Raw genomic sequence first — 12,634 nt, forward strand, 5'->3', positions numbered from 1 at the left:
AGGCGCTCGGCTCCCTACATCCAAAATTAATCAAATTATTGAAATAAAAGGTATTATCATGAGCAACGTAAACGAAATCACTCGCGAGTCTTGGATCCTAAATACATTCCCAGAGTGGGGCACATGGTTAAATGAAGAGATCGAGCAAACCGTCGTGCAACCGAATACATTTTCTATGTGGTGGCTTGGCTGTACAGGTATTTGGCTAAAATCAGAAGGTGGTGCAAACCTATCAATGGACTTCTGGTGTGGTACTGGTAAAAAAACACAAGCCGTTCAAAAAATGAAAAACCAGCACCAAATGATGCGTATGGGCGGTGTGGAAGCACTTCAACCAAACCTACGTACCGCGATCTTCCCATTGGACCCTTTCGCTATCAAAGAGATCGATGCAGTTATGGCATCTCATGACCACGGCGACCACATTGATATCAACGTTGCAGCGGCAGTTCTACAAAACTGCGGCGACCACGTTAAATTCATTGGCCCTAAAGCGTGTGTTGATTTATGGATGAAATGGGGTGTGCCAGAAGATCGTTGTGTTATTGCTAAAGTTGGCGACGAGATCAAAATCAAAGACGTGAACATCAAGGTTCTTGACGCATTCGACCGTACAGCTCTAGTGACACTTCCTGAAGGAACATCTTCCCTAGACAAAGAAATTCTAGACGGAATGGACGACCGTGCAGTGAACTACCTAGTAGAAACAACAGGCGGTTCAGTTTACCACTCTGGTGATTCTCACTACTCAAACTACTATGCTAAACACGGTAATGACCACAAGATCGACGTTGCACTGCTTTCTTACGGTGAGAACCCACGTGGCGTAACAGACAAAATGACATCTTCAGACATTCTTCGTGCTGCTGAGTCTTTGAACTGTGAAGTAGTTGTTCCGTTCCACCACGACATTTGGGCTAACTTCCAAAATGACCCGCGTGAAATCGAAATGCTGTGGAACATGAAGAAAGAACGTCTTCAATACGGCTTCGCACCTTTCTTCTGGCAAGTTGGTGGTAAATACACATACCCAACAGATAAAGGCCGCATGCACTACCAGCACTTCCGTGGCTTTGCAGACATCTTCACAAATGACCCAGAACTGCCATACCGCGCATTCTTGTAAACATTAAGAAAAGCACTAACTAGGGAGCAATGCGCTCCCTTTTTTTATCATCGAATAAGGATGTTGATATGGTATTACGTGAGTTCAAAAAGCATTTCAGTCATGGCGACCTGAAAGCAGCAATTGGTGTCGTATCACCCGGCGCCAATGGTTATTACTTAATGGTCAAAAGTCATAAGTGGGGAGTAAACAGCTTTCTTGAATCCGACAGAAAAATGCAACCCAGAGTATTCAAGACTCAACAAGCTTTGTTGAACGCCGCTAAAGCGATCGGCTTTCCTTACCACTCGATCGATATCCAACATCTCTAACCGCTCATATTCCGATTAAATTAAGATCGGAGAGAGCCGTTATTCCAGCGGAACAAGCAAACCATTCGCCTAGCGAATAAAAGAAAACAGAAAGCATTTATTAATCCACTCGACAAAAATAATTCTTACAATTAAGCGTTTATATTCATTAATAATATTGGCGGCGGGCGGCATAATAGCCGCGAATCCTTCTAACGAGTTTGGTTATGTTCTACAAGCGTCTTTTGGTATTGGCTTTACCGCTTACTTTTGTGTTTCCCATCCATGCTGAAACGTTTGGTGAGCGAATGGCGCGTATCGAACAAGAGAATGTACTGGCGAAAACCATGAGTGAAGAACAAGTTGAGTTGATACAAAAAGTCGTACAGACCAATCACTGCGCTAAAGTGGCGTTAACCCATCACCAACGCATTTTGGGCCAATATAAGGTTGAGACATCTTCTTCTGAGTTATTCGTAAAATGGCGTCAACTCGGTAAGCAGTTAGACGCTCAATAAGAGATGGATTACCCCGGCTACCCTAAGCACGCTTTTCAAAAATATCCTGCGGCTTCAGGCAAAGTCGATGGCTACCTTTTTGCTCTAATCGACAATGGTTTAAACGAGCAATCGTGGATCGCCAAAGAATTTAAGCAGTGTAAAAAGAATAAGCTCATATCCCGAACCTAAGCTCTAGTCTGCTCTGGTTCGAGAGTGCTCACTCGCATTAGTTCTAATAAAGTAAGAACAGCCCTTCATAACCGCCAATTTCTATTTCACTCACATAGTCACCAACGTTACCGTTAGCATCAACAGGTTTCATTGGAACATCCAGCGCGATGGTGAGTTTTGCCGCGTCATAAAAGCTCGGATTCTTACCGTGGAAATCCGTGCGATACAACACACGACCATTGCTGAACTCTCTCGCTAACACCATGTCCTCAGGGCCACCAGCAACCACCTGATTTTCAGATTGATACATAAAGTACGTGAACGTCGGTAGAACGTGAGTGATACCATTGGGCAGATCAGCATGCACCATTTCGTTCATCGAGGAATCGCCAACGATGGTGTAGTCAGCAGGCTGAGGTGTCGTTGTCGAAAGCATCAAAGGAATCGGCGCAAAGCCATGTGGGATTTGATGACTCGACTCTCCCAAGTCAACGGCCAATAACGAACTGGGTTGGTAGGCGATGTTTTTAGGGACACCACTTTGCCAGAAAGTGTCAGCCGTCGTATTGCCACTTCCATAGACGTAACCATTGTTCCACTGATTAAAGTAGCTATGTTGAGCGTGTCGATTGAGGTGGTAGATCGCTAGGGTCGAGTATTGGTCTTGCTTCCAATTATCTTCACTATTTCCAAGATACTGAACTCGCCCATAACGCGTTGTCGCCTGAAAAATAACACTTTGCCCATTGTAGGCGAGCGCAGAATTATCCCAGAATTTTGAGATCCCCGAGTAACCACTAAACCCAGTAGACGGAAAAATGTAGTGCTCGCGTAAATACAGAGAGCCCGCCTCGCTAAGATGAGACTGTCCATTTCGACCCAGTAAGTTCGCGGTTCCGATATTCAACCCAATCGACGCATCACTTTCTAAAGCAGAAAGATTTTTGAGAAACGCTGAAAATTGTTGCTTGTAGAGATCATCCGCTTGATTCGAACCCGCAACAGCTCCTAACTCTTGAACATGCCCGCCAGAGTGAACATAGAACTGGTTCGAGCCAATGAGTTTATTTGTGTCGTCGTTGTACGCACCATTCAAACCTTGTCTTGCCCAGCTTTGCTTGTAGTAGCGATGAATAGCAGATAGATAATCCGCGTTTGCGACGTTCGTTAGCGACCAAGATGAGTTAGCGCTCCACATTCGACCAAATGGCACCACTCTTGATTCCCAACGAAAACGTGCTGTCGCGTTCTTATTGGTTCGATTTCGATACTCGCTTGGCGACAAGTAGTTATCACCATCTAGGTCTGCAGACACATCAAAACCACGGATTTTTCGCCATTGGCTGATAGCATTGCCGTCCGGGGTTGAAGTCGGAGCATCGGTTAACTTGACGGTTGGAAAACTGTTTTTGAGTTTTACTTCTTTTAAACGCGGCCTGTCGTCGGCATTCTCACTTTGCCAACGAACTCTCACAACGTATAAGCGCCCACCATCTCTCAAAAAGGTTGAACCAAAATACTGGCCGCCGCCATAACTCGCACCGCTCCCATCATGAGTTGTAGCTCTTAACCAGTTATCCGGAAGGTTCCAGATCACCGATTGGTTTTTGGTCATATTGAGCGTTTTGTCTTTCTTTACATCAAGCCTTTCCCATTGTGAAACCCGACCCTGAGAATCAATAGCAGTTGGGTATTCAATCCAAAATTCACCGCTGCCAGCAAACTGTGAGAACTTAAAGGTCAGCCGTTCGAACTGTTCAGCATGATAGACATACAAAGCCCCACCCTGTTCGAAATTCTCAAACACATCGGCATCCCACGGAGGCTCTTGATACAACCAAAAACCAGCATGGTCTTCACTGGCTGTATAACCCAAGATCATAGGTTTTCGGTTTAAAAGGGTCTTTTCGCCATGAGTTTTATCAACTTCGGCAATGACAGTATCTTCAGAAAAGTGCAGGAAATAGTCTTCGAAATTGAGGCCTTCTAACTCAGCTTGGTTACGGAGATCGTTCTCCAACCAACCCGAGTTCATCGCCATGACTTGGTTGTACATATAACCAATTGTCGTGGCCCGCTCATTGTCGGCTTTGTCGGCATAAGCTCCGAACACAATATCACTGTTGGAAATTTCCCAATCAATGACGGCATTCGTAGATAGTGGGGAGCCCAAAAGATCAACACCAACTTCATGTTGCCCTGGCAGCACAACCGCTGTACCAACAGCAAAAGCGTAACCAGCGATTAAACATGACGGTATGAGTGCGAGCAGCCCAGAAATGTAGGTTTTCATGATTCAAATTTCCTAATCGATACTGTCATGCCTTAAATCACAAAACGAAAAGTCAGCCAACTTACGTGTCAACTTAGGAATCAAAATACGAAAAAAGTATCGACTACATGGCTCTATTGTTCAAGTGCTCGTCTGTCTTGTTTCATCGGTGGCAAGTAAAACGAGCAAATGCCGATTCAAAATCAATGCATTAAGGAAAATATAAGTTTTTGTGATTTTAATTTTATTTGGAAACCAAGTATCTCCGGCTAACGAGAAATCAGCTCAGATTTTCTCAAAATGAGAATAATACGGTTTGGAAGATGAGAAGTTATCAGAGCCTAGAACTCAGAATAGGACTTGGATTTGCTGTATCGAATCTCAGTTTGAGCGCCACACTATTGAAACTCAATTTGGATAGGCTGTCTAAACAAGAACGATGACAACGCTCCTTAAAGCCTCTTGTTCCACTTCCCTTGATGGTCGCGATCGCAATTTTCTTGCGTATCGTAGCTAACATGCTTATCGATATTCTTCAGTTGAATTCCAACTTGATTGAACGCTTGTTGAATAGCCCCTGAGACACTCTGTTGACCTTCGCCACTTAAGAAGTTCGTTCTATCCTGATTGGTATCGAATACACAGACAATTTTCAAACTTTGCGGAAAAGAGGAAAAGTTGACCGAGTGAGTCACCCACAAAAAACCATCGAAGCCTTTCAGCGTGTCTTCACAAACGTCAGTTAACACGTCTCTGATTTGATTCTCGATTTTCTTATCTGATTTACGCATGCGGCAAAGGTCCTATTTAACACCTTAAAAAATAAGGTTTTTTGGTCAGTTTCGTACTACCTGACATTGGACACTGTGGCGGTTTCAAATGCAAAGTATTTATTGGGGAGAGTCGACTGGAAGATATAGAGGAAACGCCTCATGTTTGATAGCTTACGAGGCGATCAAACATGAGACGAGTATAGAATTTACTAAAACATTAGCTCGCCGCTTGTTCCCAATCAGTTAATAACTTCATGATTACGCGAGAGTCTTGGTGGGTTGCCATTGGCGCAGCAAGTTGTGTATCACCTTGCTCAACCGCTTGGCGGATATTGCGCACTTGATAATGGAAACCATCACCTTGCGCTTCGACTTTCACTTCACGTGTCGACGTTTCATAGATCTCTACCGTAAACGTGTTTTCTGCCGTCGGTAGCCATGGATTAGTATCTAGCGTGATACAGCCTTTGCTGCCTAGGATCGTAAAACCATGCTTTAAACCGTGGTCTTCTGCAGTATGGATTTGCGCTGTGAAGTGGTCGTTGAAGCGCATCATCGCCGATGACTCGCAGATGTTACCATCTTGACCACGTCGGCCAATGGCTGAAATCTGCACGTCATCGAACACGCTCTCACCAAATTGCTGCTGCGCAACAGAGTGAATCAGCGACATTGGGTAACAGCCAAGGTTGTATAGCGCGCCTTTGCTCGCAGGATTCACGAACTGATCAATCGCCGCAACGTAGGAACCTTGAATTGAATGCACTTCGCCAATCTCACCAGTTGCCAGTTCTTGATGAAGCTTGGTGATAAGTGGATGGTTTAAATACATCAAACCTTCAGCAAAGAATACGCCCGCTTCTTTCACGGCTAGTAAAGCTTGCTCGGTTTTTTCCATATCTACCGACAAAGACTTCTCACACAAGATCGCTTTGCCTTTTTGAGCCGCTTTAATCACATACTCATGATGAACGTGGTTTGGTAGAGCAATGTAGATAATGTCGACTGACTCATCTTCAATCAGAGCTTCATAGCTGTTGAAGGTTCGTGTTGGTTTTGATCTTAAGTTCGGCAGTGACAAAGATGATTTCATTCGTTTGAGGCATTGCACACTCTTATTTTAGTTAATTATCGGTTTGCCATTAATATAATTAACCCCTAATAATTGATAAACTCACCTTTTGTTTATTGTTTATCAACCAAGAGTGTTCAATGGATAAGTTAACCAGCATGAAAGTCTTCGTCTATGTGGTGGAACAAGGTAGCTTTCGCAGCGCCGCAAACCACTTCAACCTGTCGGCGACCATGATAAGCAAACATGTCCATTCCTTAGAAGCCAGTTTGAAGTCTCAGCTGATCCACCGCACCACGCGTAAGCAATCGTTAACCGATTCAGGACAACTTTACTATCGTGAGTGTAAGCGAATTCTCGAAGACATCAGCAATGCAGAGAACCTGATTCAAACCTTGGAAAATCAACCACAAGGCACGGTAAAAATAAACTGCCCTGTCACCTATGGAAACAAGGTACTCGCCCCTATCGTAGCTAAGTTTCTCGCGCATCACCCAACCATTAACGTTGAGCTGATGTTGAATAATGACCTTGTTGATCCTTATTCATCTGACATTGACCTGATTGTGCGAATTGGTGACCTATCCGATTCAAGCTTGGTCGCAAGGTATTTAGGGGATTATGAGATGTGTTACTGCGCGGCGCCCGCTTACCTAAACCAACATGCTGAAATCAGAGTATTGGAAGACTTGGCGCAGCACCCATCGCTTGGATTCAGTTACAGCAGCCAAGCTCCTCACGCCACACCGAATAAAGAACGTGTGCGCTTGATGTCGAATAATGGTGATGTGTTGCGGTATGCCGCCCTGCAGGGTGTGGGCGTGTTGTTGCAACCGACTATCTTAGTCGCAGAAGAGATTGATCGTGGAGCGCTGTTGGAAATCCTACCCGGCATGGCGCCGTTACCAAAGCCGATTCACTTGCTCTACAAAACCAAGCAACTGTCGTTGAAGAACAGAACCTTTGTCGAGTTCTTGTTAGCTGCGTTTGCTGAGTAACTAAGCGCTTTCTAAACAACAAAGACCGCTAGACTGTTTGCCATTGGCTCATCAAGCGCTTGCCAAGATCAGAGGGCGTGGTGTTATGGACGATCATCTCATCACATTGGTTGAACACCATGAAGTGTTTTAGTTCATCGCATAAAGCATGAACCAACAACTCATGGTTTTTAATTCGCTCTTCCACAACCAAGTTACGGATATTGAGCAAACCACTCTTCCTGTCGACCTTGCAATCCATTCGTGCCACCAGCTCACCTTGCCACAGAATCGGTAAGCTAAAATAACCAAACTGACGCTTGGCCTCTGGAACATAGCATTCTAGGAGGTAATCAAAGTTGAACAATGATTGCATTCGCTTTCGTTGAATCAGCAGGTTATCAAACGGAGACAGTATCTTAAGCTTGATTCTGGAAAGAGGTTGATTCAGCAGTTCAAAAGCACCTGGCAGGACATAGTAATCAGAGCCTTGAATATCTACTTTCAGAACCTGCTTATCTTCAAGCATCTGTTGGAGTGCTCTCTGAATCAAAGGCTTTGTGTTCTTGAGTAGGTAGCTCATTTCCGACGCTATTCCAACTCCGTTAGCCTCTAAATAACGTGTTATCAGATGCTCGATGTACTCTTGTTCTGTCGGCTCAGAGGTATCAATTCCGCTCGGTAAAACTCGCTCGGTTAGGTCATACACCTTATGAAAGTTAACTCGGCTTGGCACCATTAAGTCGCCTTGCATGAACAATGTTTCTAATGCTTGCTTGGCCGGTTTACCGCCCCAACCGCCGGGGTTTGGCCTATCCCCTTCAAAATCTTTCGCCATCAACGGCCCTTCATTCTCAATACGTTTGAGAACATGAGCCATCAGTGCGTCATTCTTTTTATACCAATGCTTGAGCTTACCGCTCGCAAAGCCATTCTTGCGGTGTAGGCTGAATCGGAAGTCACGCATGGGTAAATACGCGGCGGCATGCGACCAATACTCAAATACTTCTCGACGCTCTAACAGCTTATCAAGATGGTTCAGTTGGTAATCTTGATTGCGATTCCAAAGCGTGTGGTGGTGAGCTCGCTGAATCACAGAGATGGTATCAATTTGCACATAGCCAAGGTTTTCAATCGCAGACAACGTGTTCGCCAAAGCGCCCCCATTGCGTTGCTTTTTAGGTGGCAACTTCTTAGGCGGCAGCTTTTGCGAAAGCAATACCAGTTTTTGCGCTTGAGCGAGTGACAGTGATTCCATGAAATTCAGACTCTAATTGATAGCAATGATCCGTTTATGATTCAGCAATAAGCTCTTGAAGAATCTGCTTGTAGGTTTCTACCGTCTGCGCGCCCGTTACTGCACTCTTACGGTTGAACACCACAGTAGGAACCGCAGAGATCCCCATGCGTTGCCATTCAAACTCTTGCGCTTCAATTTGCTTCAAGTTGTCGGTGTTCTTTAGGCGCTTCAGTGCCTTCGTTGAGTCTAAGCCAACCGCTTCAAGCTCTTGTGCAATGACTTCAAGATCGGACAGGTCTTTTTGCTCTGTGAAGTGAGCAGCAAAGAAGCGTAGCTTTAACTCAGTCTGTTTGCCGTGCGCTAGTGCAAAATCGAGAAGTACATGTAGATGACGTGAATTGACCATTCTCATACTGTCATAGAAATTGAAATCGAAACCAACCGCTTGGCCGCGAGCCGAAAGCTGTTCTCGTGAACGTTGGCTCTCTTCTGCGCTAGAACCGTATTTTCTCATGATATGGGCACGCAGGTTTTCGCCCTCTTGCGGCATGTCAGGGTTAAGCTCAAACGGCTGCCATTCAAGTTCAATCTGGTCTTCTAAACCAAGTTCCGCAACGGCTAGCTCTAAGTTTTTGTAACCGACTACGCACCACGGGCACATTACGTCAGAAATAATATCAAGTTGAAGTTTCTTGCTCATAATCATTCCAAATATCGTTACTAAGGCGTATCCAATTCAAAGTGAATACCCATCTTTCTGGTTAGACTACAACAAGCTGAACACTCGTTCAAATTTAACTCAATACAACAGCAGCCAACAAAAAAGCCAACTCATTTTCACGAGTTGGCTTTGATAAAAATCGAATCTAGCTTAAGAGCGTTACGCTAGCAACTTCTCAAGTACTTGGAACACACCCGCGTCAACGTTACTTGGCGCGCCAAAACGCGCGATCTCTTTTAACTTTGGATGCGCGTTTTCCATCGCGTAAGAGTGGTAGCTCTCTTTAAGCATTTCCAAGTCATTTAGGTAATCACCAAAGCTCATGGTCTGCTCGTAAGTGAAACCTAATGCGTTCTGTAGATGTTTAATCGCCGCACCTTTTGACGCTTCAGCGTTCATCACATCTAACCAAATTTTTGCGCTTACAACCACTTGGTAGTTCTCACCGAATTTGGCATCAATAGTTGGGTTCACTTTCTCTTGTGAACCGTCGAAGTGACAGATAGCCACCTTGATGAAATCGTCTTCTACCGCCAGCAAGTCTTCTACTTGCTCACGGCGATGGTAGTACTTAGAGATCTCCGCCAGAGCACGCTCATCTTTGGTTTCGATGTATGCCGATTTCTTACCGCATAGCACCACATGCGCGCCTTCAATAGCTCGAGCTTCTTTAATGATCTCTTTAATGGCATCGGTATCAAGCAAGCAGCTGTAAAGTTCTTGGCCTTTGTGCATCACTAATGTGCCGTTTTCAGCAATAAACATCATGCGATCTTTAAGCGGGGAAAATGTTTCTAGCAAGCTGTAATACTGGCGGCCAGACGCGGCAGCAAAAATAATATCTTGCGCTTCTAAGCGCTCATAAAGATTGAAAAACTCAGGGTCGAGCTTTCCATGCTCATCGAGTAAGGTGCCATCCATATCAGTCGCGATAAATTTGATGTTTTGTTGGGGCATGTCGGGCGTACCTATTATTGGATTATGATCATTCGTTATCTTGAGTAACGGTTCTGGGTTCGATTATATCGCTAGAGTCGCTGGTGAATACAATGCTTATTTTACCGCCTGTCAGTCACTGTTTCACATCTTTCCAAGGCAAACGCTAACAGAAGCGCATTCCAGTTTGAAGGGTTAAGTCCTACATACAAGATGTGCGTTAGATCACACTCCACTATACTCTTTCCCGTCTCTCCATCACTTTATTCCGACCACAGTCATTATGATTTTAGCTATTATTACGACCTTGCTTTGCATCGTTACCGTCAAGTTTCTAATCACACTTGCGAACTTAGAGCGCCATCGTATTCACATTGAACCTAAAATATCGTTCAAAAGAACTGAGTGGCCGACTGTTTCCGTCATTATTCCTGCGCGAAATGAAGAAGACAATATTGAAAACAGCCTTGGCTCTCTATTGAAGCAGAGCTACCCAAAAGACAAGTTTGAAGTCATTGTTGTTGATGACTTTTCTACTGACTCAACCCGTGCAAAAGTAGAAGCATTGATCAGTAAGTTCGACGTTAACGCGCGCTGTATTTCAGGTAGAACGTTACCGACCGGATGGCTTGGTAAGAGCAATGCATGTATGGCTGGCGCACTCAACGCGAGCGGTGAATATGTGTATTTCATTGATGCAGATACCGATTCAGCACCCGCGATGCTACAGAGCGTTATCGACTTTGCTATCCAACAAAAAACTGATCTCTTATCGTTTAATCCAAAACAAACTTTTGCGTCTGTGGCAGAAAAAGCGACCTTGCCGGGCATCTTTCTATCGATCGCATCTTATATGAACTTTAAAAACTCGAACGACATGACTAAGGAAGAAGCGATTGCTAACGGTCAGGCGATGTTGTTTACCCGAAAATCCTACGACGCAGTCGGTGGACACGCCGCAGTAGCAAACGCGATATCGGAAGACATCGCCTTTGCAAAAGTCATGAAGGTCAATGGATTTAAGATTTTCTGGGCATTTGCAGACAAACTAATGAGTACGCACATGTATTCAGACTTCAACTCAATCTGGGCTGGCTTTTCCAAAAACATGAATCTTATTGTGAATTGTCAATCGCAAGCACAAGCTTTAAAAGTCTTCATCAAAGCCAACATCATCGCATGGGCGGGACCGCTTTTGATGCTGGTATCGGCGAACGCATTCATCAGTGACATGTCTGCCATTCATGCTTATTCGCTCATTGTCAGCTCTGTGATGCTCTTGGTGTCGATCGTCACCTACTTCATTTTGGTTAAGGAACTGTTTGTTCCCGCAAAATTTGCGTTAACCGTACCCTTCGGTATTTGTGTTCAAAGCCTACTCGTGCTGAACAGTTACCGCTTATCTAAAACCAATAAAATCAGCTGGAAAGGGCGCTCATTAACATGATGAATAAGATTATTACTTTGCTTCTTCTTGCTTGTTCAGTTTCGGTGTTTGCATCAGACACCGATGGCTGGTCACTGGCACGCGATAAAAAAGGCATCGAGGTTTATAACCGTAAAATTGAAGGCAGTCACTTTAAAGAATTTCGAGCAGAAGGCGACATCAACGCGTCCCTCACTTCTATTATCGCACTCTTTATCGATACCTCTGTTGGCACGCAATGGGTAGAAAACATCGATGACATGGAAGAAATAGAGCATTTTAGTGCGGCGCACACGATCACCAAAACCTATACCAAGGCACCTTGGCCAGTTGCCGATCGTGAAGCTATCGTAGAGAACGTCATCACTCAAGATCCAGAGACGATGGTTGTCACCATTGATCAGCATGGTAGGCCTGATTACCTGCCAAACAATAATAAAAAAATCATCAGAGTGGCTGAATTAGAGGCGAGTTGGATCCTGACACCAATCGACGAAAACACCACCCATATCTCTTATCGAGTATTGAGTGATCCAGGTGGCGATATTCCGTATTGGCTCATTAACATGGTGGCCGTTTCTCAGCCTTACAACACGCTTCGCGGGTTATCTAAGATGTTGGATTCTGGTGAGTACACCGATCGTCGCCTTGATTTCATCGAGAACTACACGTCACTTTAACAATGCAATGAATACTCTAGAGGTCTATATTGTGAAATTTCCATTCTCTCCAATCGCAGCGATATTGCTTGTAGCATCAAGTTCAGTATTTGCTAATCAAATTATTGTCGATACTAAAGGTGTTGATGAAACACAGTATCACGCCGATCTGTATGAATGTGAGCAATACGCTCAACAAGTGAAGCCTGAAGAGGTCGATTCTCTTGGCAGCGATATTGTCGGTTCAACCGCTAAGGGTGCAGCGCTGGGTGCGGTTGGTGGAGCCGTCTCTGGCGGGAGTGGTCATGATGGTGCAAAAATTGGTGCTGGCATCGGTATTATCAGCGGCGCTTTAAAGCACGGTGCTCAAAAAAGACAATCCGCCGAGCTATCTGAGCAGCAGAAGTTTCAAGTGAATCGTAACTGTATGATCAACCGAGGCTATACCGTTCTTAACTAGCGGATAACCGA

The 12,634-nt window shown here is 44.7% G+C and carries 11 protein-coding genes and 2 pseudogenes; 7 read left to right on the forward strand and 6 right to left on the reverse strand.

All coding sequences use genetic code 11. The features are described from left to right. Positions 1–58 precede the first annotated feature (58 nt). The 3 genes and pseudogenes from ulaG (at position 59) to AB4503_RS05665 (ending at position 2,105) form a co-directional block, all read left to right on the forward strand. Positions 59–1,126 carry an L-ascorbate 6-phosphate lactonase gene (gene ulaG, locus AB4503_RS05655; RefSeq protein ID WP_372113927.1) on the forward strand — a complete coding sequence of 356 codons (1,068 nt, stop codon included), beginning with the start codon at positions 59–61 and terminating at the stop codon, positions 1,124–1,126. Between the two features lie 68 nt (positions 1,127–1,194). Further along, entirely contained in the window at positions 1,195–1,437 is a 243-nt protein-coding gene (locus tag AB4503_RS05660) for a hypothetical protein (protein WP_017060923.1), read from the forward strand. Between the two features lie 206 nt (positions 1,438–1,643). Further along, positions 1,644–2,105, forward strand: a pseudogene (locus AB4503_RS05665) (hypothetical protein). Between the two features lie 43 nt (positions 2,106–2,148). On the opposite strand, the gene AB4503_RS05670 reads toward AB4503_RS05665, so the two are convergent. From AB4503_RS05670 to AB4503_RS05680, 3 genes and pseudogenes are all read right to left on the reverse strand, one after another. Then, on the reverse strand, positions 2,149–4,380 hold the full coding sequence (locus tag AB4503_RS05670; RefSeq protein WP_372113929.1) for a hypothetical protein: 2,232 nt from the start codon (positions 4,378–4,380) through the stop codon (positions 2,149–2,151). 431 nt (positions 4,381–4,811) lie between these two features. Then, positions 4,812–5,150, reverse strand: a complete 339-nt coding sequence (locus AB4503_RS05675; protein ID WP_017060926.1) for a hypothetical protein — start codon at positions 5,148–5,150, stop codon at positions 4,812–4,814. A gap of 199 nt (positions 5,151–5,349) precedes the next feature. Next, positions 5,350–6,189: pseudogene (locus tag AB4503_RS05680) on the reverse strand (Gfo/Idh/MocA family protein); the annotation flags it as partial. Positions 6,190–6,344: 155 nt separating this feature from the next. Between AB4503_RS05680 and AB4503_RS05685 the strand changes: the two are divergent. After that, on the forward strand, positions 6,345–7,202 hold the full coding sequence (locus AB4503_RS05685; RefSeq protein WP_017069718.1) for a LysR substrate-binding domain-containing protein: 858 nt from the start codon (positions 6,345–6,347) through the stop codon (positions 7,200–7,202). Positions 7,203–7,230: 28 nt separating this feature from the next. Here the strand turns inward: AB4503_RS05685 and AB4503_RS05690 are convergent, their stop codons facing one another. The 3 genes from AB4503_RS05690 to AB4503_RS05700 form a co-directional block, all read right to left on the reverse strand. Then, entirely contained in the window at positions 7,231–8,439 is a 1,209-nt protein-coding gene (locus AB4503_RS05690; protein ID WP_372113930.1) for a winged helix-turn-helix domain-containing protein, read from the reverse strand. A 34-nt stretch (positions 8,440–8,473) separates the two neighbouring features. Beyond that, a complete protein-coding gene (locus AB4503_RS05695; protein ID WP_017060931.1) occupies positions 8,474–9,121 on the reverse strand; it encodes a DsbA family oxidoreductase in 648 nt (215 codons plus the stop codon). Between the two features lie 180 nt (positions 9,122–9,301). Next, positions 9,302–10,099: a Cof-type HAD-IIB family hydrolase gene (locus tag AB4503_RS05700; RefSeq protein WP_017064012.1), complete on the reverse strand. Its 798-nt coding sequence runs from the start codon at positions 10,097–10,099 to the stop codon at positions 9,302–9,304. 262 nt (positions 10,100–10,361) lie between these two features. Between AB4503_RS05700 and AB4503_RS05705 the strand changes: the two genes are divergently transcribed. Genes AB4503_RS05705 through AB4503_RS05715 form a run of 3 tightly spaced genes read left to right on the forward strand, consistent with a single transcriptional unit; the run spans position 10,362 to position 12,623 of the window. After that, positions 10,362–11,525, forward strand: coding sequence for a glycosyltransferase family 2 protein (locus AB4503_RS05705; protein ID WP_372113932.1), 1,164 nt, complete (start codon positions 10,362–10,364; stop codon positions 11,523–11,525). Further along, positions 11,522–12,184: an START domain-containing protein gene (locus AB4503_RS05710; RefSeq protein ID WP_065583761.1), complete on the forward strand. Its 663-nt coding sequence runs from the start codon at positions 11,522–11,524 to the stop codon at positions 12,182–12,184. The genes AB4503_RS05705 and AB4503_RS05710 overlap by 4 nt, the downstream gene beginning before the upstream one ends. Positions 12,185–12,215: 31 nt before the next feature. Beyond that, on the forward strand, positions 12,216–12,623 hold the full coding sequence (locus tag AB4503_RS05715; protein ID WP_029235181.1) for a glycine zipper family protein: 408 nt from the start codon (positions 12,216–12,218) through the stop codon (positions 12,621–12,623). The last annotated feature ends 11 nt before the right edge of the window (positions 12,624–12,634 follow it).

Origin of the sequence: Vibrio sp. 10N.222.55.B11 (genome assembly GCF_041473705.1) — a bacterium.
GTDB classification, from domain to species: Bacteria; Pseudomonadota; Gammaproteobacteria; order Enterobacterales; family Vibrionaceae; genus Vibrio; species Vibrio crassostreae_C.